The sequence below is a fragment of the Pseudomonas karstica genome, assembly GCF_009707515.1.
Classification (GTDB): Bacteria; Pseudomonadota; Gammaproteobacteria; order Pseudomonadales; family Pseudomonadaceae; genus Aquipseudomonas; species Aquipseudomonas karstica.
The window spans coordinates 73,856-96,941 of the sequence record NZ_WLYI01000013.1; the positions used below are offsets into that span (position 1 = coordinate 73,856).

Consider the following 23,086-nt stretch of genomic DNA (forward strand, 5'->3'; position numbering starts at 1 on the left):
TTCAGAGTGGCCGGGAAAGCTCTGGCAGTCGATCATCGCATGCTGCCGTAGCTGCCTCCCGCCACGTACTCCTTGGACCACGCCGCCCGATGAGCGGTGCATGAGGACTTTTTTGATGAGCAAGACCAACGCTTCCCTGATGAAACGCCGCGAAGCCGCTGTACCCCGCGGTGTTGGCCAGATTCACCCGATCTTCGCCGAGTCGGCGAAGAACGCCACCGTAACCGATGTTGAAGGCCGCGAGTTTATCGACTTCGCCGGCGGTATCGCGGTGCTGAACACCGGCCACCTGCACCCGAAAATCATCGCGGCGGTGACCGAGCAGTTGAACAAGCTGACCCACACCTGCTTCCAGGTCCTGGCCTACGAGCCTTACGTGGAGTTGTGTGAAAAAATCAACGCCAAGGTGCCGGGTGATTTCGCCAAGAAAACCCTGCTGGTGACCACTGGTTCCGAAGCGGTGGAAAACGCCGTGAAGATCGCCCGCGCCGCCACTGGCCGTGCCGGTGTGATCGCCTTCACCGGCGCCTACCACGGCCGCACCATGATGACCTTGGGCCTGACCGGTAAAGTCGTGCCTTACTCGGCCGGCATGGGCTTGATGCCAGGCGGCATCTTCCGCGCGATATACCCGAACGAACTGCACGGTGTGAGCGTGGATGATTCCATCGCCAGCATCGAACGCATCTTCAAGAACGATGCCGAGCCGCGTGATATCGCCGCCATCATCATCGAGCCAGTCCAGGGCGAAGGCGGTTTCTACGTCGCGCCCAAAGCCTTCATGAAGCGCCTGCGTGAACTGTGCGACAAGCATGGCATCCTGCTGATCGCCGACGAAGTGCAGACCGGCGCTGGCCGTACCGGCACCTTCTTTGCCATGGAACAAATGGGCGTTGCGGCTGACCTGACCACTTTCGCTAAATCCATCGCGGGCGGTTTCCCGTTGGCCGGTGTGTGTGGCAAGTCTGAGTACATGGACGCCATCGCGCCAGGCGGGCTGGGCGGCACCTACGCCGGTAGCCCGATCGCTTGCGCCGCTGCCCTGGCGGTGATGGAAGTGTTTGAAGAAGAGCACTTGCTGGATCGCTGCAAGGCCGTGGGCGAGCGTCTGGTCACTGGCCTGAAAGCTATCCAGGCCAAGCACCCGGTGATCGGTGAAGTGCGTGCCCTGGGCGCGATGATCGCGCTCGAGCTGTTCGAGGATGGCGACAGCCACAAGCCGAACGCCGCTGCCGTGGCGTCGGTCATTGCCAAGGCACGCGACAAGGGCTTGATCCTGCTGTCCTGCGGCACCTACGGCAACGTATTGCGGGTGCTGGTTCCGCTGACCTCGCCGGACGAGCAATTGGACAAAGGCCTGGCGATCATCGAAGAGTGCTTCGCTGAACTGGTGTAATGCCTGAGCCGTGAGGCTCGTTCGAACAAGCCGCTGATGCTAACGCTCAGCGGCTTTTTCGTTGTTGGCGGCGGCGCCGCGGTCGGAAGTGGCAAGCCCTGCGTCGGGGGCACTGACCCGCCTCACAGTTCCAGCTTGTAGCCTACGCCGTAGATGGAGCGAATCGGATCCTGCCCGGGGCAAGCGTGTTCCAGTTTGCGGCGCAGGTTGCGGATGTGGCTGTCCACCGTGCGGTCGGTGACGACCCGGTGATCGAAGTACAGCCTGTCCAATAGTTGATCACGAGAAAACACCCGGCCCGGGGTATTCGCGAGGGTCTTGAGCAAGCGCACCTCAATCGGTGTCAGGTCCAGGGCGATACCGTCGAATTGAGCACAGTAGCGTTCTTCATCGATGAACAGGCGTGGCGCGTGGAGCGGCTCCAACAGCGTCCCGCGGCGCAGGATAGCCTTGACTCGGGCCATGACCTCCCGAGGGCTGAAAGGCTTGCATATATAGTCGTCGGCACCCAGCTCAAGCCCCAGCAGGCGGTCGATTTCCTCAACCCTGGCAGTGATCATGATCACCGGTACCGCGCTGAAGGTACGCAGCTCACGGCAGATCTCCAGGCCATCGCGCCCAGGCAGCATCAAGTCCAGCAGGATCAGCCGTGGGTTGTACACCGACACGGCGGGCACGACATCCAGACCGTTATTCAGGCACTTCACTTTGTAACCGTTGTTGATCAGGTAATCACGCAGTAACGCCGCCAGTTTGGGCTCGTCTTCAACCACCAGAATGGGTGCTTCGCCTGACATTGGTTCAGTTCTCCCAAGGTAGTTGGATGCTCAGCCACAGCCCACCCTCAGGCGAGTGGGCTGCGTTGATCTGGCCGCCATGCGCTTCGACGATGTTCCGACAAATCGACAGGCCCAGGCCCGCGCCGCCATTGGCTCGATTGCGTGAAATGTCGCCACGATAGAAGCGTTCGAACAGCCGTGGCAGTTGCTCGGCGCTCACCCCGGGAGCGGAGTCGAAAATATCAATGATCAACGTGTGGGGATCGGGCCTGAGGCTGACGTGTACACCACCGCCCGCGGTGGTGTAGCGCATCGAATTTTCCAGCAGATTACTGAACAGTTGTTGCATGCGGCTGGTGTCCACCTCAAGCACATAGGGCCTGGCTGGAAGTTTCAACTCCAGGCTCAGGCAACAAGCCAGGCTACGCTCGCGAAACAGCTCGACGCTCTGGCTCAGCAGCGCGCCCACGTCGGCTTTGCTTTTGCGATAGGTCAGGGCACCGACGTCCGCCAGGGACAACTCATAAAGGTCTTCGATCAGCTTTCCCAGCAGGCCTACTTCGGTTTGCAGTGACCACAGGGCTGTGCGGTTCAGGGGGCGCACACCGTCCTCGAGGGCTTCAAGCTCCCCACGCAGGATTGCCAGTGGCGTACGCAGTTCATGGGAGACGTCGGCCATGAAGTCGCGGCGCATGCGCTCGTTGCGCTCAAGGGTCAGGGCCAGTTGATTGAAGTCCCGGGCCAGTTGCCCGACTTCATCTTGGGACGCCACCGACACCCGGCAATTGTACTCACCGGCTGCCAGTCGATGGGTAGCGGCGGCTATACGTTTGACTGGCCCGAGCAGCGTACGGGAGATCCACCAGGCGATCAGTGTGGCCAGCAGCAACGAGCCGAGGCCGACGATCAGGCTAGTGTTGAGATGGTAGCGTCGAAAGATTTCGCCACCGCCTTCTGAAACGCTCTGAAAAGGTGCAAGGGCCAGCCAGCCCACTGTGTTTCCATCCAGCAGGATGGGACGCAAGATCGCTTCAGCTCCGGGCTTCCTGTAGCCGGCCACCCGCTGTTGTTGGGCATCCAGCAGGGCAGTACGAAACAGCGCGCCGGTGGAGTCGGGCATCATGGCTTCCTCCGGTGGAATATCCAGCGGGAAATCCACACCTGGAATGGGCAGCATCAGTTCAAACAGTTGGCGTGGGTCATTGCGAAAGCGTTCCCAACTGCCCTCCTGGACATAGAACTCGGCCAGCCTTGGCAAGGCTTTCTCCAGTCGTGTAATCCCCTGGTCGTTGAGGTAGCCAATAAATCCGCGCTGAAAGCTCCAGCCTGTGGCAGCACTCATCGCCAGGATCACCAGCAGCACGCTGGCGAAGACAGCGGCGAACAGTTTGGTGGAAATACTCAGCTTCATGGGGTACGGGCAAGTCGCGGAATGTCTGTCCATTTAGGCCCCCTGGCGTGCAGGTTTCAAGGGTGTGCGCCAATCTTCAATTTTCCTGCACATTTGCCTCTCATCCTGATGCCTCGCTCTAGCTTTCCCCTTTGTTGTTGAGGCATCTATGTCGACAAAACTGCTCGCCAAATTCCTGGTGACGTGCGCGTTCGTAATGGCACTGCTGGTGCTTTCACAGCTGAACGGTTGTTCCTCGGATAAGCCGCCAGCAGCACCGGCTGTGCCGCAGGTCAGCGTGGTCATCCTTAAGCCGAAAAGCCAGGTGTTGCGCACCGAGCTGACGGGGCGTGCCCAGGCCTTTTTGGTGGCCCAAGTACGCCCGCAGGTGGGGGGTGTGGTGATGCGGCGCCTGTTTGTCGAAGGCAGTGAGGTCAAGGCCGGGCAGGTGCTGTACGAGCTGGATGCAGCGCCCTATCGCGCCGCCGTGGCGCAATCCGAAGCGTCGCTGGCCAGGTCGCGCGCGAGCCTCAAGGCGACCCGAGTCACGGCCAAGCGTACGGCCGAATTGGTGCGCATCGAGGCCGTCAGCCATCAGGACAACGACGACGCCCAAGCCAGTGTGGATACGGCAGCAGCGGACGTGAAACTCGCCGAGGCGGCCCTTGAGACCGCACTGATTAACCTGACCTACACGCGCATTGTCGCGCCGATTTCCGGACGCATTGAAATCTCCACTGTCACTCCTGGAGCCTTGGTTGTCGCCAATCAGGAAACGGCGCTGACCACCATTCAGCAGCTTGACCCGCTGTACGTGGATGTCACCCAGTCCACTACCGAGCTGTTGCGACTGCGCCGTGAACTGGCCGCTGGCAACCTGCGCAGCGCCGCCGAGGGCGAAGCGGACATGTTACTGCGCCTGGAGGACGGCAGCCTTTACAACCAGACTGGGCATCTGAAGTTCAGCGGCGCCAAGGTCAGCGAAGGCACCGGCACCGTGACCTTGCGTGCAGAGATCGCCAACCCCGATCGCCAGTTGCTGCCAGGCATGTACGTGCGCGGTGTATTGGAGCAGGCGCGTGATGACCAGGCGATTTTGGTGCCACAGCAAGCGGTCACCCGTGCGGCCGGTGGTGCCACCTCGGTGTTGCTGGTGGTCGAGGGCAAGGTTGAGCAGCGGCAAATCACGGTTGACAGGGCCGTGGACCATCAATGGTGGGTGGCCTCGGGGCTGGTGGCCGGTGAGCAGGTGATCGTTGAAGGGGGGCAGAAGGTCAGGCCCGGCGTAGCGGTGTCGATCGTGGATAACCCGGTCCTGAAGAAGGAGGGTTGAGCATGGCCCACTTCTTCATTGATCGACCGATTTTTGCCTGGGTTATCGCCATTGTCATCATGCTGGGCGGTGCTCTGTCTATCAGCCAACTGCCCTTGGAGCAGTACCCGGACATTGCGCCGCCCAGCGTACGCATTTCTGCCATCTACACCGGCGCCTCGGCCAAGACCGTGGAGGACTCGGTGACGCAAATCATCGAACAGCAAATGACCGGCCTGGATAACCTGCTGTACATGTCCGCCTCCAGCAGTTCGGCGGGCACCGCGACGATCACCCTGACTTTTGCCCCTGGCACGGACCCTGATGTGGCACAGATGCAGGTGCAGAACAAGCTTCAGCAGGCCCAGTCGCGCTTGCCGCAAACCGTACAGAGCCAAGGGGTGACGGTGACCAAGGGCAGTTCTGACTACCTGATGCTGGTGGCACTGAAGTCGGCGAACAGTCAGGTCACCAGCAACGAGATCGGCGACTACATCGACAGCACTCTGCTCGACCAGCTCAGTCGGGTCAACGGCGTGGGCGAGGTGCAGTTGCTCGGGTCTGGCTTTGCCATGCGTATCTGGCTCGACCCGGCCAAGCTGGCCAAATACGCACTGATGCCCTCGGACATCAGCGCTGCGTTGCAAGCGCAGAATACCGAAGTCTCGGCCGGGCAATTGGGCGCCTTGCCGGCGGTAGCGGGGCAACAATTGAATGCCACCATCACTGCGCGCAACAAGCTGCAGACCCTGGAAGAGTTTCGCGGTGTGGTGGTCAAGTCGGCCAGTGACGGCGCCCTGGTTCTGCTCAGCGATGTGGCGCGGATTGAGGTCGGCGCCGAGAGCTATGATGTGATCACCACCCTCAATGGCCAGCCAGCGGCGTCCATGGGTGTGACCCTGGCGACCGGCGCCAACGCCTTATCGGTGGGCGATGCAGTGAAGGCCAAACTGGACGAGCTGGCGCAGTTTTTTCCCAGTGAGCTACGACTGGAGGCCGTGGTGGCTTACGACACCACACCCTTTGTCAGCCTGTCGATCAATGAAGTGGTGAAATCCCTGGGCGAAGCCATCGTGCTGGTGGTGCTGATCATGTACCTGTTCCTGCAAAACCTGCGGGCCACGCTGATCCCCACCCTGACCGTGCCGGTGGTGTTGCTGGGAACCTTCGGAGTACTGGCGTTGCTGGGGTATTCGATCAATACCCTGACCATGTTTGCCATGGTATTGGCCATTGGTTTGCTGGTGGACGATGCGATTGTGGTAGTGGAGAACGTTGAACGGGTCATGGCCGAGAAAGCCCTGTCGGCGTTGGAGGCGACGCGCGAGTCGATGGATGAGATCACCGGCGCCCTGGTGGGCATTGCCTTGGTATTGTCGGCGGTGTTTATTCCCATGGCGTTTTTCAGCGGCTCTACGGGGATCATTTACCGGCAGTTTTCGGTGACCATCGTCGTCGCCATGCTGTTGTCGGTGTTTGTCGCGATGACCCTGACCCCAGCCTTATGCGCGACGCTGTTGCGGCCTGGCGACGTCAATCATGGTAACCGTGGCGGCTTCTTCGGTTGGTTCAATCGCATGTTTGCGCGCAATACCGAGCGCTACCAGGTCGGTGTGGGGCAGATGCTCAAGCGCAAGCGTATGGGGCTGCTGGGGTACGGGCTGATAGCCGGTGCCATGGGCCTGGTCTACGTGCAGTTGCCCACGGGCTTTTTGCCGGATGAGGATCAGGGCACGCTGATGGCGCAAATCAAGCTGCCGGAGGGCGGGACCAATACCCGTATGGATGCAGCCATGCGTCAGTTCGAGGACTATATGTTGGCGCAACCGGAGGTCGAGGCGCTGATCGGCATTGCCGGCCTGGGCATCGGCGGTAATGGGCAAAGCACCGGACGGGCATTCATCAAACTCAAGGACTGGAGCGAGCGCACAGGCCCCGGCCAGGACTCGGCTTCGATTGCCCGGCGCGCCAGCCAGGCACTGGATAGCGTGCGCGATGCGAGTATTTTTGTCAGTTTGCCCCCGGCGATCCGCGGGCTGGGGCAGAGCTCGGGTTTTGATGTACAGCTCAAAGACCTCGGCGGCTTGGGGCACGACGCACTGGTCAAGGCTCGTGACGAGTTCATTCGCCAGGCCAACCAGAACCCGCTGCTGCAACGGGTACGCAGCAACGGGTTGAATGACACCCCGGAACTGCGGGTCAATATTGATGATCGCAAGGCCGGAGCCCTGGGCCTGTCCACCAGCGACATCAACAGCACCTTGTCGGCGGCGCTGGGCGGCAACTACATCAATGATTACCTTAATCAAGGCCGGGTCAAGCGGGTGTACATCCAGGGCGAGGCCGAGGCCCGCATGCAGGTCGCGGACCTGGACCGTTGGTTTGTGCGCAACAGCCTGGGCAATATGGTGCCGTTTTCCTCCTTTGCCAGCGCGGCCTGGAGTTACGGTTCGCCGCAACTGGAACGTTACAACGGTAGCGCTTCGCTGGGGCTGGTGGGTGATCCGGCGCCGGGTGTCAGCTCGGGTGAGGCGATGGCGGCAGTGGAAGTAATCATCAAGCAACTGCCCGAGGGTATCGGTTACGAGTGGAGCGGGCAGTCCTATCAGGAACGTCAGGCGGGGACTCAGGCGCCGTTGTTGTACGCGGTGTCCATCGTCTTTGTGTTTTTGTGCCTGGCGGCGTTGTACGAGAGTTGGTCGGTGCCGTTCTCAGTGATGCTGGTGGTGCCGTTGGGAGTGATTGGCACGGTGTTGGCGACGCGGGTAACGGGATTGTCGAACGACGTGTATTTCCAGGTCGGCCTGCTGACCACGGTGGGGTTGGCGGCCAAGAACGCGATCTTGATCGTCGAGTTTGCCAAGCATTTACAGGAGCAGGGCCAGAGCTTGGTAGATGCCACGTTGACCGCCGCACGCCTGCGTTTACGGCCGATTTTGATGACATCGTTGGCGTTTATGTTCGGTGTCTTGCCGCTGGCCATGAGCAGCGGCGCAGGATCGGCAGGCCGGCAGGCCATCGGCACCGGGGTGTTGGGCGGGATGCTCAGTGCGACGGTGTTGGGGGTGTTTTTTGTGCCGCTGTTTTTTGTGTTGATTCGCGGGCGTTTTACGCGCAAGCCGGCGACTGCGGTGTCTTTGGAGTCAGAGCAATGAATCGGCGCTGGTTTGTTATCTGGCTGTTGATGGGCGGGCTGCTGATCGGTAGTTACAGTGAGGGCGGGGAGGACTTATTGGACAGGGAACCGACGCCTGCCTGGCGTACCGCAGGGGCTGACAGGGGGAGTGTGCAGGTTAGTTGCGTTATCGGGGGCGAATGAGCGGGATAACGGAGCGTCCGAGGCAGCATTCCTTTGCTGCGGGACGATCAGTCAGGTCGTTGCTGGTCGCAACGAATAGGTTTTCAACTGATGGGCAAAATCACGCAGGGATTGAATCCCACTGGCCTCGGCCTCGTGGACCCATTCCTTGATGGCCGCCAGCATGTCATGCCCGTTGGTGCTGGTCTTGAGCCAGATCTGTTGCAGCGCCAGGCGCTTCTCGTAGATCACTCTCAAGGCCTGGCTGTGTTCCAGCATGTTTTGGATGCGCAGGTGATGGCGGTCATCCAGCAGGCTGGTTTCCCGCGACAGCAGGCGCTTTGCGCGATGGAACTGGTGACGGACCGAGTGATCGACCTTCTCCAGTTCCTGCTTGACCAGCGGCGCGATCACCAACTTGCGGTATTGGGCCATGATCTGGAAGCGGTTGTTGAGGATCGCCATGGCGGTGTCCATATCCAGATGCCCCTTGCCTTCGACCCGGTGGGCGATCGGCGCAACCCGCTGGACCTTGGCCAGGCGCAGGAAGCTGAACACCTTGATCCAGGCCCAGCCCAGGTCGAACTCCCACTTCTTCACCGACAGCTTGGCGGAGTTGGGGTAGGTGTGATGGTTATTATGCAGCTCTTCGCCACCGACGATGATGCCCCAGGGAATCAGGTTGGTCGCCGCGTCACGGCATTCGAAGTTGCGATAGCCGATCGCATGGCCCAAGCCGTTGATCACGCCGGCGGCCCAGAACGGAATCCACATCATCTGGATGGCCCAGATGGTGATGCCGATGGTGCCGAACAGCAGCAGGTCAATGACGCCCATGAGGATGATACCCAGCAACGGGTAGCGGGTGTAGAGGTTGCGTTCGACCCAGTCGTCCGGGCAATTCTTGCCATAGATACGCAGGGTCTCGGGGTTCTCCGCTTCGGCGCGGTACAACTCGGCGCCTTTGCGCAGGACCGTGGACAGGCCCTTGATCACCGGGCTATGGGGATCATCGACGGTTTCGCACTTGGCGTGGTGTTTACGGTGGATGGCGGTCCACTCGCGGGTGTTCTGCGCCGTGGTCAGCCACAGCCAGAAGCGAAAGAAATGTTTCAGGCCAGCATTGAGCTCCAGGGAGCGGTGGGCTGAATAGCGGTGCAGATAAACCGTGACACCAACAATGGTCACGTGGGTCATCAACAGGGTGACTGCTACCAGTTGCCAGGCTGACAAGTCAAGAAAACCGTTGTACCACATAGGCTGTATGGCCCTCAGATAAAGAAAAGCAGCTCACGCATTATCACTAAGCCAACAGATAAAACCAGCCACCCTTTCAGATAGGAGTGACTGGATGTTTCCTATTCTATGGTTCGTAGCCTTTGTAGGGCGAATCTGGTTTTAGAGTAGGGCCTATGGAGCATTGTTGTTTTCATATCCAGCGCCCTGTGTGCGGGCTGATGTACCTGCTGAATTCGAGGGTGTGGATCCAGCTCAGCCGCCGAGATTGATCAACTTTATCGATGAACCGGTGGAGTTGGGTCACAGGCTTCGGACGCGCGGGCCGGTGCTGATTGCCTCGCGGCCCTGTCCCGGCAGAAAATTATTTTTAGTTATATAAACATTCTTAAATAGTATTTTTAAGAATATCTGCGCTTATCTACTATTGCTCTCACGCCGCAAGCAGTGCCGCCACTGCCAGGCACTTCTCATTTCAGGAGCACGACCATGAGCGCCTCTCTACGTAGCGTTGACGGCCAGGACGAAGCAGCCATTTTGCGCGAGATCCAGAGCGCCTTGCGCGATCTGCGGTTTGGCGCGGTGGAAATCACGGTACACAACGCCCAAGTGGTACAGATCGAACGCAAAGAGAAATTTCGTCTGCAGAGCCCGGGCAACAAACCGAGCTAAGCAAGATCGGCGATTCGGTTGTGTGACCAGCACTTAATAAGAAAAAGCCAACACCCAAGAATTTCAGGAGCTTGTCTATGTCGTCGATTCGCCGTTATGCCCTGGCCGCGCTGGCCAGCGCTGTGTTTGCCGGTTCCGCTGTTGCCAAGGACTACGAACTGCTCAACGTTTCCTACGATCCGACCCGTGAGCTGTACCAGGAATACAACGCCGAGTTCACCAGTTTCTGGAAGAAAGCGCACCCTGGCGACAACGTCAAGATCCAGCAATCCCACGGGGGCTCGGGCAAGCAAGGCCGGGCGGTGATCGATGGCCTACGCGCCGATGTGGTAACCCTGGCCCTGGCCGGTGACATCGACGAAATCGCCAAGCTGGGCAAGACCCTGCCTGAAAACTGGCAGACCCGCCTGCCTGAAGCCAGCACCCCGTATACCTCGACCATCGTATTCCTGGTGCGCAAGGGCAACCCCAAGGGCATCAAGGACTGGGGCGACCTGATCAAGGAAGACGTTTCCGTGATCACGCCAAACCCGAAAACCTCCGGCGGCGCCCGCTGGAACTTCCTCGCCGCCTGGGCCTATGGCCTGAAAGCCGGTGGCAGCGAAGCCAAGGCCCAGGAATATGTGAAAGAGTTGTTCAAGCACGTACCGATCCTTGACACCGGTGCTCGTGGTTCGACCATTACTTTCGTCAACAACGGTCAGGGCGACGTATTGCTGGCCTGGGAAAACGAAGCGTTCCTGGCCCTCAAGGAAGACGGTGGCACCGACAAGTTCGACATCATCGTGCCGTCCTTGTCGATTCTCGCCGAGCCGCCTGTGGCCGTGGTCGACAAGAACGCCGAGAAAAAGGGCAACACAGAGATCGCCACTGCGTACCTAAACCACCTGTACAGCCCGGCAGGCCAAGAGATCGCAGCGAAGAACTTTTACCGTCCACGGGATGAAAACGTCGCCGCCAAATACGCCCAGCAGTTCCCGAAACTGGACCTGGTGACTATCGACAAAGACTTCGGCGGCTGGAAAACTGCACAACCGAAATTCTTCAATGATGGTGGCGTGTTCGACCAGATCTACACGGCGCAGTAACACCCCCATCACTGTAGGAGCGAGCTTGCTCGCGAAAAACTTCAAGACACCGCGCGCATCCAGACTGCCCGCGCTATCGTTGACGATCTTCGCGGGCAAGCCTGCTCCTGCAGTGGGTAGAGAGCCCGCATTCGTTTGCGGGTTTTGCATGTCTGTTCCGCTAACCAAGGACTTTTATGTCGCGTCGTATCTCCCCCGTCATACCCGGCTTCGGGCTGACGCTGGGCTACACCTTGGTGTACCTCAGCCTGATTGTGCTCATACCGCTGGCGGCAATGTTCGTCCATGCTGCGCAACTCACTTGGGATCAATTCTGGGCCATCATCTCGGCGCCACGCGTGTTGGCGGCGTTGAAGTTGAGCTTCAGTACTGCCTTGTACGCCGCGCTGATCAACGGCGTGATCGGTACGTTGCTGGCCTGGGTGCTGGTGCGCTACACGTTCCCAGGCCGCAAGATCATCGATGCGATGATCGACCTGCCGTTCGCCCTGCCCACCGCCGTGGCCGGTATCGCGCTCACCGCCTTGTATGCGCCGAATGGCCTGGTGGGCCAGTTCGCTGCTGACATGGGCTTCAAGATCGCCTACACCCCGCTGGGCATCACCCTGGCGTTGACCTTTGTCACGCTGCCATTCGTGGTGCGCACCGTGCAGCCGGTACTGGCCGATATCCCCCGGGAAATCGAAGAAGCCGCCGCCTGCCTTGGCGCCAAGCCACTGCAAGTGTTCCGCTACATCCTGGTGCCGGCGCTACTGCCCGCCTGGCTCACCGGCTTTGCCCTGGCCTTTGCCCGAGGCGTCGGTGAGTACGGTTCGGTGATCTTCATCGCCGGCAACATGCCGATGAAAACCGAGATCCTGCCGTTGCTGATCATGGTCAAGCTCGACCAATACGACTACACCGGCGCTACGTCCATCGGCGTGCTGATGCTGGTGGTTTCCTTTGTCCTGTTGCTGCTGATCAACTTGTTGCAGCGGCGCATCGAAACCCCATAAGGAGGCGCGGAACATGTCCCAATCGTCTATTACCGCCGCGTCTTCGGCCAACGCTGCCCGGCGTGGCAGTGCGGTGTCCCGGCGCATTCTGATTGGCCTTGGCTGGCTGATCTTTGCCCTGTTCCTATTGCTGCCGCTGTTTATCGTGGTGTCCCAGGGCCTGAAGCTGGGCCTGGGAGCGTTTTTTGCCGCGATCTTCGAACCCGACGCGTTGTCGGCGCTGAAACTCACGCTGTTTGCCGTGCTGATTTCGGTACCACTCAACGTCGTCTTCGGCGTCAGCGCCGCCTGGTGCGTGAGCAAGTATTCGTTCCGCGGCAAGAGCATGCTGGTGACGCTGATCGACCTGCCGTTCTCGGTCTCGCCGGTGATCGCAGGCCTGGTCTACGTGCTGATGTTCGGCGCCCAGGGGTTCTTTGGCCCATGGTTGCAGGATCACGACATCCAGATCGTCTTCGCTTTGCCAGGCATCGTGCTGGCGACGATCTTCGTCACCGTGCCTTTTGTTGCCCGTGAGCTGATCCCGCTGATGCAGGAGCAGGGCACCCAGGAAGAAGAGGCCGCGCGCCTGCTGGGCGCCAACGGCTGGCAGATGTTCTGGCACGTCACCGTGCCGAACATCAAGTGGGGCTTGATCTACGGCGTGGTGCTGTGTACCGCGCGGGCCATGGGTGAGTTCGGTGCGGTGTCGGTGGTGTCCGGGCACATTCGCGGTGTCACCAACACCCTGCCGCTGCACGTCGAGATTCTCTATAACGAATACAACCACGTTGCCGCGTTTGCGGTGGCCAGCCTGTTGCTGATCCTGGCGCTCTTCATCCTGCTGCTCAAGCAGTGGAGCGAGAACCGTATCAACCGCCTGCGCGCCAGTAGCGGTGAGGAATAAGTCATGTCGATCGAAGTCCGTAACGTTAGTAAGAATTTCAACGCCTTCAAGGCCCTGGACAGCATCAACCTGGATATCCAGAGTGGCGAGCTGGTGGCTTTGCTTGGGCCTTCCGGCTGCGGCAAGACCACCTTGCTGCGCATCATCGCCGGGCTGGAAACCCCGGACGCCGGCAGCATCGTGTTCCACGGCGAAGACGTCTCCGGCCACGATGTGCGTGATCGCAACGTCGGCTTTGTGTTCCAGCACTACGCGTTGTTCCGCCACATGACCGTGTTCGACAACGTCGCGTTTGGCCTGCGCATGAAACCGAAAAACCAGCGCCCGAGCGAAAGCCAGATCGCGGCAAAGGTCCACGAGCTATTAAACATGGTGCAGTTGGACTGGTTGGCCGACCGCTACCCGGAGCAACTCTCCGGTGGTCAACGCCAGCGTATCGCCCTGGCTCGCGCCTTGGCGGTGGAGCCCAAAGTGCTGCTGCTGGATGAGCCCTTCGGCGCCCTCGACGCCAAGGTCCGCAAGGAACTGCGCCGCTGGCTGGCGCGTCTGCACGAAGATATCAACCTGACTTCGGTATTCGTCACTCACGACCAGGAAGAGGCCATGGAAGTGGCCGACCGCATTGTGGTGATGAACAAAGGCGTGATCGAGCAGATCGGTTCGCCGGGGGACGTTTACGAAAACCCGGCCAGTGATTTTGTTTACCACTTCCTTGGCGATTCCAACCGCCTGCACCTGGGGGAGGACAAGCACGTGTTGTTCCGCCCCCATGAAGTGTCGCTGTCGCGCCATGAACTGGAAGATCACCATGCTGCGCAAGTACGGGATATTCGCCCGCTGGGCGCCACGACTCGGATCACCCTGAAGGTCGAAGGCCAGAGCGAACTGATCGAAGCCGAAGTGGTGAAAGACCACGACAGCCTCACCGGTTTAGACCGAGGCCAGACCTTGTTCTTCAAACCCAAAGTCTGGCAAAAACCCTGACGTTCCTGAGCGTTCCCACGCTCTGTGTGGGAACGCTCATCAGGCCGCGATATTTTTTTGATTTAAGCGCACCGGCCCCGAACGCTCCTCAATCTGCTGCTTGAGGTCGTGCCGCAGCCCCACCAGAAATGCCAACTCCGCCACCACAAACAACGGCCCGACAATTAGTCCGGAAACGTCATCGACAAATGCAGGCTTTCTACCCTCGTAGTAATGGCCGACAAACTGAATTACCCAGCCCACCACAAACATCCCGATGCCGCTGCTGAGCCATACCAGGGTGCTTTGCGCCGCCAATACATGACCCAGCCACACCGACAAGCCCATCAACACGCTCATCAGCACGCCAAGAGCCAGTTCCAGGCGCAGGTAGAACCAGGCTGAAAATAACCCCAGCATCACCGCCGGCGACAACCAGAGCCCGGCCACCGACCATTCGGGGCGTGAGAGCAAGACGGCCACGGCCACCACGATCAGCGGAATGCCAATGAAGTGGCTGGCGATATTGCGCGGGTCGCGGTGGTAGGCGGCATACTGGCTGAGATGGTCGACGAGGCTTTTCATTGTTATTGCTCCTGTAGAATGTTTGATCATGTCCTGTATGCCTGTGGCGAACTGTCAGTTGGGCGACAATCTTCGGAGTTCTCATGGACCTAGAGAAATGGCACGAGCGGCTATCGACCGGTCACTGGTACAGCCACTTGCCCGCTGTCTTTCAGGATAGTTTGTGTCGACAGGGACGGCTGCGACAACTGACCACGGGCCAGTATCTGTTCAAGCGTGGCGACCCGCCCTGTGGTCTGTATGCGGTGCTGGAAGGCTCCATACGGATCAGCGCGGTGAGCGAGCAGGGCAAGGAAGCGGTGCTGAGCCTGGTGGAGCTGCCTCACTGGTTTGGCGAGATCTCCTTGTTCGACGGTTTGCCGCGCACCCATGACGCCTGCGCCGTCGGGCCTTGCACCTTGTTGCGGGTGCCACAGCCAGCGATGCTGCACATACTGGAAGAAACCCCGGCTTATTGGCGCGACATGGCTCTGTTGATGAGCCAGAAGCTGCGCCTGACCTTTATCAATATCGAACAACTGAGCCTGATGCCGGCGGCGGTGCGCGTGGCCCACCGCCTGCTGATGATCGCCGAAGGCTACGGGGAGACCGAACAGGCGCGGCGCACGCTGCAACTGCCCCAGGAGGACCTGGCGGCGATGCTGAGCCTGTCGCGCCAGACCACCAATGCCTTGCTCAAGGACCTGCAAGGCCAGGGCATCGTGCGCCTGGGCTACGGCGAGATTGAAATTCTCGATGTGCAACGGTTACGCGAGGCGGCGCACGCCTGAGGGTGTTAGCCTGCGATCACATTATTCGAGGTGTGTTATGCGTGTGCTGTTAGTGGAACACGAGTCGCAAATGGCAGAGTGGATGGGCCGGAGCCTGGAGGAGGCCAGTTATACGGTAGAGGTGGCGGCCAATGGCATGGCGGCCCTGCGTTTTGTCGAAAGCACCGAGTACGACCTGGTGATCCTCGATGTGATGCTGCCGGGGCTCAATGCCTGGAAGTTGCAGCAGGCGATCCGCCAGAAGGGCGAGACGCCGGTGCTATTCCTGACCACTCCCGATGGTATTGAAGACCGTCTGCGTGGGTTGGAGCTGCATGAGGATGACTATTTGCTCAAGCCATTCGAGGCCAAGGCTCTGGTGGCGCGGGTGAGGAAGCTGTTGCGGCGCGATCGCGGGCGCTGATTATCGCAGCCCATCCCGAAACTGCCCCGGCGTTATTCCCGTCCAGCGCTTGAACGCCCGGTTGAAGCTGTTGGTATCGGCAAACCCCAGCAAATGACTGATCTGGGCCAATGAGTGCTGCGGGTCCCGCAGGTGCACCAGCGCCAAATTCTCCCGGCATTCATTGAGCAACGTATCAAACCGACAGCCCTCATCGGCCAGGTGTCGCTGCAGGCTGCGCAAGCTCAGGTGCAAAGCCTGGGCAATGCGCTCGGCGCTCGGTTCGCCTTCCGGCAGCTGTGCTTCGATGGCGGTGCGCACCTTGCGTTCCCAGGTCAGCGGTTGCAGTTGGGCGAGGCTGCGCTTGAGCACGGTTTCGTTGTGTTCGGCCAGTTCCGGGTTGGCATCGTCCAGGTGTCTGTCGAAGTCACGGGCAGCGAACTCCAGGCGATCTTCCTCGGCGCCGAAAAACACCGGCGAGCGGAACACCCTGTGCCACGGCTCGGGATCAGCCGGTTCCGGTCGCCTCAGATACACCGCCAATGGCGCATAGTCGCGACCCAGGCGGTTACGGCAGGTGCGCACGTAAATCGCTGCGAAAGCATCAATGGCTTCGAACGCAGGCGCCTGGCTGCCGCTGGGCTGTTGCAAGCGGAAACGATAACGCTCGCCGTCCCGGCTAAGCTCCAGGGTCAGTGCGTCGCTGACCACCGGGTGATAACGCACGATCCGCTCGAACACTTCCCGCAGGCTGCCGCTGGCCACCAGCGCATAGCCCAGGGCGTGGAAGGTGGTGGGGCTGACGAAACGCGACACCCGCAAACCAATGGCCGGATCGCCACTGGCCTGCACTGCCAGCTCCCAAAGGCGGGTGGTGGCCCACAGTGGATAACGAGCGTTGGGATCGTCCATCTGCTGTGGATCAAGCCCGGCTTCCACGCACAGGGCTGCGCTGTCGAGGCCCAGGGCATCGAGCTGCTTGCGCAAGGCGCGAGTCCAACTGGCGAGGGAAGTGGGTTCAGTCATGTGAATTGGCGCTTGCGGTCAACAGGTTGACGTCCGGGCTAGCGTCCCACCAGATCGCATAGGGCAGGATGTACAGATTGATAACCACGCACTGATAAACAAGAGAATGGAAGCATGAACGGTACTTCTGCAAGCCCCCGGCAGATGAACGCCAATGCGACGCACAAGGTAATGGCCGAGATGGGCGTGTACTTCAACGATTTCGGGACCTTTGCCCGGGCCAATCGGTTTGAGCGGCCAATAGCCGTTACCGAGGCACTAGGCGGCAATGGATTGTCGCGGTTACAGAGGCCTGTCGATCACCTGTAGCCGCTGGCGCAGCCTGCGATCGGCTGCGCAGCAGTCGTTTGGGTCTTGAAATGGCCGAAGGTCCTGCGGCTCTTATCGCATTCTCGTGCCTCGGCAGCGGCTACAACGCTGTTCTCAGCGTTGGGTCGCTATCCACAGGACGGTAGGTCGCGGGGCTGAACACCCGTGTCATCATCAGCATCGCCAACACGGTTACCAGCAGCACCACCCAGGCGCTGGCGAAGCTGCCGGTCAGTGCCCGCAACCAGCCGCTCAGCCACGGTGAGATTGCGTTGATCAAAAACCCCACGCCTTGCACAAACGCGGCCAGTTGCCCAGCTTCCCGGGCGTCGCGGCGATGGTCGAGGGTCAGCAACAGGCTCAGGGCAAAACAGGCGGCGAGGCCAAAACCGATCAGTGCCACCCACAGGTGTGGCTGTTGCAACGGCGCCAGCAGCAAGCCGAGATAACCCACGGCCTGGGCCAGCAGGCTGATGCCCAGCAATGGCCGACGGTCGATGCCTCGCTGGGCCAGGGCTGGCATCAGCAGCGCGGCAATTACCTGGAAAATCGTCATGAACGCCAGCAGCGAACCGCTGGGCAACACGCCCCAACCCAGTTGCTGATAGTAGGCCGGCAGCCACGCCACCATGCTCATATAGCCGCAATTGACCAGGCCGAAGTACAGCGCGAGCAACCAGGCCCGACGATTGCGCAGGCCTTTGAAGGGTGTCGTCACCTGCTGGCTTTTCGCTGCGCCCAGCGGTAGCCAGGCCCACAGCAACAAAGCCCCCAGTGCTGGCAGCAGCCAGATACCGAGCCCGGCCTGCCAGTCCTGGAAATGGCTGGCAAACAGCGGGCTAAGCAACGCCGCCAACCCGCCACCGGCCATCAACGAAGCCGAATACACGCCCATTGCCAACGGCACACGCTGATGAAACTGGCGCTTGATCATCGCCGGCACCAACGCCTGAATCAACGCCACACCGGCACCCCCCAGCAACGCTGTCGCCAGTAGTGCCGACGCCTGGCCAAACAGCCAGCGCGCCAGGCACGCCAGCAGAATCATCATCAAGCCCAGGGCAATGCCTCGACGCTCGCCCAGCCGTGCCTCCAGTCGAACACCCACCAGTGCCACCAGGCCCATGCAGATCACCGGCAAGCTGGTGAGCATGGCACTGCTCTGGAAACTCAGGCCGGTGGCCAGGCGAATTTCCCCCAGCAATGGGCTGATGGAACTGAGGATCGGTCGCAGATTGAGCCCCAGCACCACCAGCAAACCCCAGCCGGCGAGTTTGCCTGTGAATGAATTATTCAGCGTCATGCAAGGCCTGCCAGTCGTGATAAAGGGTGACCATGGCGGCCTGTGGCAAATGTTCGATGGCCAGGTGTTGGCCGGCCAGGGGCAGTGCGACCTGCTGATAGATGGCTGCGGTCGACAGGCCAAACGGCGCCGCTACTTCATTGCTGGCGGCGAACACCACCCGGGATATGCCGCTCAGGTACATCGCGCTCAAGCACATCGGGCAGGGCTGGCCGCTGGCGTAGATCACGCAGTCTTGCAGGCGGGCGCCCAAGCGCTGGCTGGCCGTGCGGATCGCGAGCATTTCGGCGTGGGCGGTGGGGTCCTGGCTCACGTGAATTTCGTTGACCGCTTCAACCAACACGTTGCCGTTGTGGGTCAACACCGCACCAAACGGCCGGCCACCATGGGCGACATTGTGTTGGGCCAGTTGTACGGCACGCTGCAAATGGCGCTGATCGTCAGTCATGGAAAGTCCTCACGGCACAATGAAGCGTGAAGTATGGGCAGTCTGCGGAGTATTCTGAAATTAAATATAACCATGCAAACCAGTGGCAAGCGCAATGGTGGTGCTCATGTTTGATTCCGTGCTGTTACGCAGTTTTGTCGCCGTCGCCGATTGCGGCAATTTCACCCGCGCGGCCGAGCGCCTGCACCTGACCCAGTCCACCGTCAGTCAACAGATTCGGCGCCTGGAGGCGGGCCTTGGTTGTGTACTGCTGGACCGCGATCAGCGCCGCGTGGTCGCCACCGCCGAGGGTGAGCGCCTGTTGGCCTATGCGCGGCGGATCCTGGCGCTGAATGAAGAAGCTGCCGATGTCATGGTCAATCAGCAAAGTGACGGCGTGCTGCGCCTGGGTGTTCCCGAGGACTTTGCGGCCGAGCGACTGATGCCATTGCTCTCGGCCTTTGTCGTGGCTTATCCACGGGTGCGCCTGGAGGTCACCAGTGGCCTGGGCCCCGAGTTGCTGCGCCAGTATCGCGGTGGTGAATTCGACGTATTGCTGGTCAAGCAGATGGGCGACAGCGATGACTGCCTGGCGTCATGGCCAGAGCCGTTGTGTTGGGTCGACAGCCGCAGTACATCGGCTTTGGGGCGGGATCCGTTGCCATTGGTGGCGTTTCCGGTAGGTGGCTTGTATCGCAATGAAATGCTCCATCACCTGGAGGTTGGCGGTTGGCGTTGGCGCATCGGGTATTCCAGCGCCAGCCTGGCCAGCGTTTGCTCGGCCGTGGCAGCAGGGCTTGGGATTAGCCTGCTGCCGGTGCGAGTGGTGCAAGCGGGGCATGTGATGCTTGGACCAGACAGCGGTTTGCCTGCGGTGCAGGGTGTGCGACTGGCACTGTATGGGCGCAGTGGCTTGGGGGCGGCAGGGCAGACGTTGCTGCGTCAGTTGTTGGGTTTGTGCGGGAGTAATCCGCGCTGAGTCGATGCCTTCGTAAAATTGAGTTTTTAGTTATTAATAAATATCTTCTTATTCCTTAACGAATATATAACCCGTCCCTATACTGATCAGCAACGTTAAACGCTGCAGGAGGGCACACCCATGCACAGCGAGTCGATTCGTTATTTGATCGTGCCGGGCTGGCAAGGATCGCCAGAAAACCATTGGCAAAGTCACTGGCAGAACAGCTTGCCCAACAGCGCCCGCGTGGAACAGGCCGACTGGCTGACCCCGCGCCGCGAAGACTGGGTGGCGGCCTTGGCCGAAGCCATTGCTGCCGATAGCACGCCGGTGATCCTGATCGCCCATAGCTTGGGTTGCATCACCGTTGCCCACTGGGCTGCCAGCGCGCCCGTGCAGTTTGTGCGTCAGGTGCGCGGTGCCTTGCTGGTGGCGCCAGCCGATGTCGAACGGCCTGCCTGTGCGCCCGCCCTGCGTAACTTTGCCCCGATTCCCACCGACCTGTTGCCGTTCCCCAGCCAGGTCGTCAGTTCCGACAACGACAGCGCTGTCAGCGCTCCTCGGGCCATGGAGCTGGCGCGCCACTGGGGCGCCGAAGCCGGGATCCTGGCAGGTGCCGGGCACATCAATGTGAAGTCTGGCCACCAGCGTTGGGAGCAGGGTTTCGCCTACCTTTACCGCCTGCAAAGTCGCCTGGAGCAGCACCTCCGGCGGCGTGCATAACATTTTTTCAACGCCCCGTCCCTGCATGGATGTGGGCGGGAGCCTGCCATGAGCCTGCATGAAACCTACGGTCAGCCGCTGCTGACCTTTCCCGACGCCGATAAAAGCCCCCTGAGCATCCGCGCCAAGGCCCTGGTGTTCGTCGACCCCCGTTCCCGACAGTTGCGCGAAGACCTGGAAAGCCTTGCCCCGCGTGCCTTGCCTGTACTGATTCGGGGGGAAACCGGCAGCGGCAAGGAGTTGTTGGCCCGGCATATCCACCGTGGCAGCGACCGTACCGGCTTGTTCGTTTCGGTCAATTGCGGCGCCATCAGCCCCACCTATGCCGACGCCGAGTTGTTCGGGTATGCCGCAGGTGCCCACAGCGGCGCTGCCAGCAGTCGCGCCGGCTGGTTCGGCTCGGCCAACGGCGGCACTTTGTACCTGGATGAAATCGGCGATTTGCCGTTGCCGATCCAGGCCAAGTTGCTGACCGCCCTGGAGAATCATGAAGTCACCCGGGTCGGCGCCCATCGGCCGAGCCCGGTGGATGTGCGCCTGGTGGCGGCTACCAGCATCGACCTGGCCCAGGCTGTGGCCGCTGGTAAGTTTCACCAGCGCCTGTTTCATTACCTCAATGAAGGCCCGCTTGAATTGCCCGCCTTGCGCGAGCGGGTGGGCGACATCCTGGCCCTGGCCGAATACTTCCTCGGCATCTATAGCCAGCGCCTGGAGCTGCCCGTGCCGTTGATCAGCGACGCGGCCCAGCGGGTGTTGGAACATCACAGTTGGCCGGGCAATACCCGGGAGTTGGAAAACGTCATTCACTTTGCGTTGCTGGTCAGCAGTGGCGATGAAATTTTGCCGGAGCATTTGAATTTACCGGTGAGCCCACCGTCGCTGGCGCAGATCGAACACCAGGCCCGGCAGATCCTGAACCACGGCACCGAGACCGAGCGAAGTGCGTTGAAGCGTCTGCTGGAGGGGTTGGTGCCTGTATGAATAAAATGGAATATCAACGTGAATAAAAGATATTGTTCGGGAATAAAAAATCTCGGTATTGTCCACGCCATACCGCGATAGCATTTCGCTGGCACATCACATAAGAAGCGGCCGTCGCTGACGACCCGGATTTTTCGATAAGGACACTGCATGAAAAAGGTTCTGTTGTTTACCGCACTGGCGGCTGCCCTGACTGCCGGCATCGCCCAGGCCAACGAGAAGTTGATCGTCGCGGCCACCCCGGTCCCGCACGCCGAGATCCTCGAGTTGATCAAACCGGCCCTGGCCAAGGAAGGTGTAGACCTGGAAATCAAGGTCTTCACCGACTACGTACAACCCAACGTGCAAGTGGCCGAGAAACGTCTGGACGCGAACTACTTCCAGACCCTGCCGTACCTGGAAAACTTCAACAAGGGCAAGGGCACCAACCTGGTCACCGTGATCGGTGTGCACGTTGAACCCTTCGGTGGTTACTCGAAGAAAGTCACCAAGCTGGAAGATTTGAAAGATGGCGCCACCGTGGCCATCCCGAACGAAGGTAGCAACAGTGGCCGCGCGCTCCTGCTGCTGCAAAAGGCGGGCTTGATCACCCTGAAAGATCCAAACAATGCCCTGGCCACACCAAAAGACATCGTGAGCAACCCGAAGAACCTGAAGTTCAAAGAACTTGAATCCGCACTGCTGCCACGGGTGCTGGACCAGGTTGACCTGGACATGATCAACACTAACTACGCACTGGAAGCCGGCCTGAACCCAGCCAAGGATGCGCTGATCATCGAAGACGCCAAGTCGCCGTACGTGAACTTCCTGGTGGCCCGCCCAGACAACAAGGACAGCGACGCTATCCAGAAACTGGCCAAGGCCCTGACCAGCCCGGAAGTTAAAGCGTTTATCGAGAAGAAGTACAACGGCGCGGTCGTGCCGGCGTTCTGATCGAACTCCAAAACCCAGGCGACTGCTGCGCAGCCGATCGCAGGCTGCGCCAGCGGCTACAGGTGATCGGTGATCGACGGTCCCTGTAGCCGCTGTCGAGGCACGAGGCTGCGATAAGGGCCGCAGGACCTTCAGCGATTTCAAGACCCAGGCGACTGCTACGCAGCCGATCGCAGGCTGCGCCAGCGGCTACAGGTGATCGGTGATCGACGGTCCCTGTAGCCGCTGTCGAGGCACGAGGCTGCGATAAGGGCCGCAGGACCTTCAGCGATTTCAAGGCCCAGGCGACTGCTACGCAGCCGATCGCAGGCTGCGCCAGCGGCTACAGGTGATCGGTGATCGACGGTCCCTGTAGCCGCTGTCGAGGCACGAGGCTGCGATAAGGGCCGCAGGACCTTCAGCGATTTCAAGACCCCAGCGACTGCTACGCAGCCGATCGTACAGGTGATCTCCAGCGTTTCAGAGATCTCGGCTATTGATCGCCCTGCGCAAGGCCACCAGCCACTTCACCAGTTCCTGTGGATCAATCGGTTTTGTCTCGGCCATCGGTCATTCCCTCGCCTGTTAAATGGCCCTCAGTCTGGCCAAACACTGGCCATCTCTGTAGCGCAGCGTGGATAAAAAGAAGCGTCCTACAACCTCGTAAACCATAGCTGTCACCCGCTTATCCAACG

22 protein-coding genes are annotated in these 23,086 nt (G+C 60.3%); 15 read left to right on the top strand and 7 right to left on the bottom strand.

Translation table 11 applies throughout. The features are described from left to right. The first annotated feature begins 115 nt into the window (after window positions 1-115). Window positions 116-1,396, top strand: a complete 1,281-nt coding sequence (gene gabT / locus GIR22_RS11410; protein ID WP_154743421.1) for a 4-aminobutyrate--2-oxoglutarate transaminase — start codon at window positions 116-118, stop codon at window positions 1,394-1,396. A gap of 122 nt (window positions 1,397-1,518) precedes the next feature. Here gabT and GIR22_RS11415 read toward each other — a convergent pair whose 3' ends face one another. Both GIR22_RS11415 and GIR22_RS11420 read right to left on the bottom strand, forming a co-directional pair. Then, window positions 1,519-2,193 (bottom strand): response regulator, encoded by a 675-nt coding sequence (locus GIR22_RS11415; RefSeq protein WP_154743422.1) that lies wholly within the window; start codon window positions 2,191-2,193, stop codon window positions 1,519-1,521. Between the two features lie 4 nt (window positions 2,194-2,197). Then, a complete protein-coding gene (locus GIR22_RS11420) occupies window positions 2,198-3,619 on the bottom strand; it encodes an ATP-binding protein (protein ID WP_246208228.1) in 1,422 nt (473 codons plus the stop codon). Window positions 3,620-3,734: 115 nt separating this feature from the next. On the opposite strand from GIR22_RS11420, the gene GIR22_RS11425 reads away from it, so the two are divergent. Further along, window positions 3,735-4,898, top strand: a complete 1,164-nt coding sequence (locus tag GIR22_RS11425; protein ID WP_154743423.1) for an efflux RND transporter periplasmic adaptor subunit — start codon at window positions 3,735-3,737, stop codon at window positions 4,896-4,898. A gap of 2 nt (window positions 4,899-4,900) precedes the next feature. Further along, window positions 4,901-8,032 carry an efflux RND transporter permease subunit gene (locus tag GIR22_RS11430; protein WP_154743424.1) on the top strand — a complete coding sequence of 1,044 codons (3,132 nt, stop codon included), beginning with the start codon at window positions 4,901-4,903 and terminating at the stop codon, window positions 8,030-8,032. Between the two features lie 215 nt (window positions 8,033-8,247). Here the strand turns inward: GIR22_RS11430 and desA are convergent, their stop codons facing one another. Next, entirely contained in the window at window positions 8,248-9,432 is a 1,185-nt protein-coding gene (desA, locus tag GIR22_RS11435; protein ID WP_154743425.1) for a delta-9 fatty acid desaturase DesA, read from the bottom strand. A 468-nt stretch (window positions 9,433-9,900) separates the two neighbouring features. On the opposite strand from desA, the gene oscA reads away from it, so the two are divergent. The 5 genes from oscA (at window position 9,901) to GIR22_RS11460 (ending at window position 14,036) form a co-directional block, all read left to right on the top strand. Next, entirely contained in the window at window positions 9,901-10,083 is a 183-nt protein-coding gene (gene oscA / locus GIR22_RS11440) for a sulfur starvation response protein OscA (protein ID WP_029299482.1), read from the top strand. 77 nt (window positions 10,084-10,160) lie between these two features. Continuing rightward, entirely contained in the window at window positions 10,161-11,171 is a 1,011-nt protein-coding gene (locus GIR22_RS11445) for a sulfate ABC transporter substrate-binding protein (RefSeq protein WP_154743426.1), read from the top strand. 176 nt (window positions 11,172-11,347) lie between these two features. Further along, a complete protein-coding gene (gene cysT / locus GIR22_RS11450; protein WP_154743427.1) occupies window positions 11,348-12,166 on the top strand; it encodes a sulfate ABC transporter permease subunit CysT in 819 nt (272 codons plus the stop codon). A 13-nt stretch (window positions 12,167-12,179) separates the two neighbouring features. Next, window positions 12,180-13,052 carry a sulfate ABC transporter permease subunit CysW gene (gene cysW, locus GIR22_RS11455; protein WP_154743428.1) on the top strand — a complete coding sequence of 291 codons (873 nt, stop codon included), beginning with the start codon at window positions 12,180-12,182 and terminating at the stop codon, window positions 13,050-13,052. Between the two features lie 3 nt (window positions 13,053-13,055). Continuing rightward, a complete protein-coding gene (locus GIR22_RS11460; protein WP_154743429.1) occupies window positions 13,056-14,036 on the top strand; it encodes a sulfate/molybdate ABC transporter ATP-binding protein in 981 nt (326 codons plus the stop codon). Between the two features lie 39 nt (window positions 14,037-14,075). Here GIR22_RS11460 and GIR22_RS11465 read toward each other — a convergent pair whose 3' ends face one another. Further along, complete coding sequence (locus GIR22_RS11465) at window positions 14,076-14,600, bottom strand: Mpo1 family 2-hydroxy fatty acid dioxygenase (RefSeq protein ID WP_154743430.1); 525 nt, start codon at window positions 14,598-14,600, stop codon at window positions 14,076-14,078. A gap of 83 nt (window positions 14,601-14,683) precedes the next feature. Here GIR22_RS11465 and GIR22_RS11470 point away from each other — a divergent pair, with 83 nt between their 5' ends. Both GIR22_RS11470 and GIR22_RS11475 read left to right on the top strand, forming a co-directional pair. Further along, a complete protein-coding gene (locus GIR22_RS11470) occupies window positions 14,684-15,370 on the top strand; it encodes a Crp/Fnr family transcriptional regulator (RefSeq protein WP_154743431.1) in 687 nt (228 codons plus the stop codon). A 37-nt stretch (window positions 15,371-15,407) separates the two neighbouring features. Continuing rightward, window positions 15,408-15,773, top strand: coding sequence for a response regulator (locus GIR22_RS11475; protein WP_154743432.1), 366 nt, complete (start codon window positions 15,408-15,410; stop codon window positions 15,771-15,773). Here GIR22_RS11475 and GIR22_RS11480 read toward each other — a convergent pair whose 3' ends face one another. Continuing rightward, entirely contained in the window at window positions 15,774-16,778 is a 1,005-nt protein-coding gene (locus GIR22_RS11480) for an AraC family transcriptional regulator (RefSeq protein WP_154743433.1), read from the bottom strand. Window positions 16,779-16,892: 114 nt separating this feature from the next. Here GIR22_RS11480 and GIR22_RS11485 point away from each other — a divergent pair, with 114 nt between their 5' ends. Continuing rightward, entirely contained in the window at window positions 16,893-17,087 is a 195-nt protein-coding gene (locus GIR22_RS11485) for a hypothetical protein (RefSeq protein ID WP_154743434.1), read from the top strand. 100 nt (window positions 17,088-17,187) lie between these two features. Here GIR22_RS11485 and GIR22_RS11490 read toward each other — a convergent pair whose 3' ends face one another. Both GIR22_RS11490 and GIR22_RS11495 read right to left on the bottom strand, forming a co-directional pair. Further along, window positions 17,188-18,390, bottom strand: a complete 1,203-nt coding sequence (locus GIR22_RS11490; RefSeq protein WP_154743435.1) for a CynX/NimT family MFS transporter — start codon at window positions 18,388-18,390, stop codon at window positions 17,188-17,190. After that, complete coding sequence (locus GIR22_RS11495) at window positions 18,377-18,838, bottom strand: nucleoside deaminase (RefSeq protein ID WP_154743436.1); 462 nt, start codon at window positions 18,836-18,838, stop codon at window positions 18,377-18,379. The genes GIR22_RS11490 and GIR22_RS11495 overlap by 14 nt, the downstream gene beginning before the upstream one ends. Window positions 18,839-18,944: 106 nt before the next feature. On the opposite strand from GIR22_RS11495, the gene GIR22_RS11500 reads away from it, so the two are divergent. The 4 genes from GIR22_RS11500 (at window position 18,945) to GIR22_RS11515 (ending at window position 22,412) form a co-directional block, all read left to right on the top strand. Next, window positions 18,945-19,796: a LysR family transcriptional regulator gene (locus GIR22_RS11500; RefSeq protein WP_154743437.1), complete on the top strand. Its 852-nt coding sequence runs from the start codon at window positions 18,945-18,947 to the stop codon at window positions 19,794-19,796. Between the two features lie 120 nt (window positions 19,797-19,916). Then, window positions 19,917-20,498 carry an alpha/beta hydrolase gene (locus GIR22_RS11505; protein ID WP_154743438.1) on the top strand — a complete coding sequence of 194 codons (582 nt, stop codon included), beginning with the start codon at window positions 19,917-19,919 and terminating at the stop codon, window positions 20,496-20,498. A 48-nt stretch (window positions 20,499-20,546) separates the two neighbouring features. After that, the gene (locus tag GIR22_RS11510; protein WP_154743439.1) at window positions 20,547-21,479 is read left to right on the top strand and encodes a sigma 54-interacting transcriptional regulator; all 933 of its coding nucleotides are present in this window, start codon (window positions 20,547-20,549) and stop codon (window positions 21,477-21,479) included. A gap of 150 nt (window positions 21,480-21,629) precedes the next feature. Beyond that, entirely contained in the window at window positions 21,630-22,412 is a 783-nt protein-coding gene (locus GIR22_RS11515; protein ID WP_154743440.1) for a MetQ/NlpA family ABC transporter substrate-binding protein, read from the top strand. The last annotated feature ends 674 nt before the right edge of the window (window positions 22,413-23,086 follow it).

What these genes read in the sequence shown, in the direction of transcription:
- gabT (WP_154743421.1), top strand. Translation starts at nt 116, where the DNA reads ATGAGCAAGACCAACGCTTCCCTGATGAAACGCCGCGAAGCCGCTGTA.
- GIR22_RS11415 (WP_154743422.1), bottom strand. Translation starts at nt 2,193, where the DNA reads ATGTCAGGCGAAGCACCCATTCTGGTGGTTGAAGACGAGCCCAAACTG.
- GIR22_RS11420 (WP_246208228.1), bottom strand. Translation starts at nt 3,619, where the DNA reads ATGGACAGACATTCCGCGACTTGCCCGTACCCCATGAAGCTGAGTATT.
- GIR22_RS11425 (WP_154743423.1), top strand. Translation starts at nt 3,735, where the DNA reads ATGTCGACAAAACTGCTCGCCAAATTCCTGGTGACGTGCGCGTTCGTA.
- GIR22_RS11430 (WP_154743424.1), top strand. Translation starts at nt 4,901, where the DNA reads ATGGCCCACTTCTTCATTGATCGACCGATTTTTGCCTGGGTTATCGCC.
- desA (WP_154743425.1), bottom strand. Translation starts at nt 9,432, where the DNA reads ATGTGGTACAACGGTTTTCTTGACTTGTCAGCCTGGCAACTGGTAGCA.
- oscA (WP_029299482.1), top strand. Translation starts at nt 9,901, where the DNA reads ATGAGCGCCTCTCTACGTAGCGTTGACGGCCAGGACGAAGCAGCCATT.
- GIR22_RS11445 (WP_154743426.1), top strand. Translation starts at nt 10,161, where the DNA reads ATGTCGTCGATTCGCCGTTATGCCCTGGCCGCGCTGGCCAGCGCTGTG.
- cysT (WP_154743427.1), top strand. Translation starts at nt 11,348, where the DNA reads ATGTCGCGTCGTATCTCCCCCGTCATACCCGGCTTCGGGCTGACGCTG.
- cysW (WP_154743428.1), top strand. Translation starts at nt 12,180, where the DNA reads ATGTCCCAATCGTCTATTACCGCCGCGTCTTCGGCCAACGCTGCCCGG.
- GIR22_RS11460 (WP_154743429.1), top strand. Translation starts at nt 13,056, where the DNA reads ATGTCGATCGAAGTCCGTAACGTTAGTAAGAATTTCAACGCCTTCAAG.
- GIR22_RS11465 (WP_154743430.1), bottom strand. Translation starts at nt 14,600, where the DNA reads ATGAAAAGCCTCGTCGACCATCTCAGCCAGTATGCCGCCTACCACCGC.
- GIR22_RS11470 (WP_154743431.1), top strand. Translation starts at nt 14,684, where the DNA reads ATGGACCTAGAGAAATGGCACGAGCGGCTATCGACCGGTCACTGGTAC.
- GIR22_RS11475 (WP_154743432.1), top strand. Translation starts at nt 15,408, where the DNA reads ATGCGTGTGCTGTTAGTGGAACACGAGTCGCAAATGGCAGAGTGGATG.
- GIR22_RS11480 (WP_154743433.1), bottom strand. Translation starts at nt 16,778, where the DNA reads ATGACTGAACCCACTTCCCTCGCCAGTTGGACTCGCGCCTTGCGCAAG.
- GIR22_RS11485 (WP_154743434.1), top strand. Translation starts at nt 16,893, where the DNA reads ATGAACGGTACTTCTGCAAGCCCCCGGCAGATGAACGCCAATGCGACG.
- GIR22_RS11490 (WP_154743435.1), bottom strand. Translation starts at nt 18,390, where the DNA reads ATGACGCTGAATAATTCATTCACAGGCAAACTCGCCGGCTGGGGTTTG.
- GIR22_RS11495 (WP_154743436.1), bottom strand. Translation starts at nt 18,838, where the DNA reads ATGACTGACGATCAGCGCCATTTGCAGCGTGCCGTACAACTGGCCCAA.
- GIR22_RS11500 (WP_154743437.1), top strand. Translation starts at nt 18,945, where the DNA reads ATGTTTGATTCCGTGCTGTTACGCAGTTTTGTCGCCGTCGCCGATTGC.
- GIR22_RS11505 (WP_154743438.1), top strand. Translation starts at nt 19,917, where the DNA reads ATGCACAGCGAGTCGATTCGTTATTTGATCGTGCCGGGCTGGCAAGGA.
- GIR22_RS11510 (WP_154743439.1), top strand. Translation starts at nt 20,547, where the DNA reads ATGAGCCTGCATGAAACCTACGGTCAGCCGCTGCTGACCTTTCCCGAC.
- GIR22_RS11515 (WP_154743440.1), top strand. Translation starts at nt 21,630, where the DNA reads ATGAAAAAGGTTCTGTTGTTTACCGCACTGGCGGCTGCCCTGACTGCC.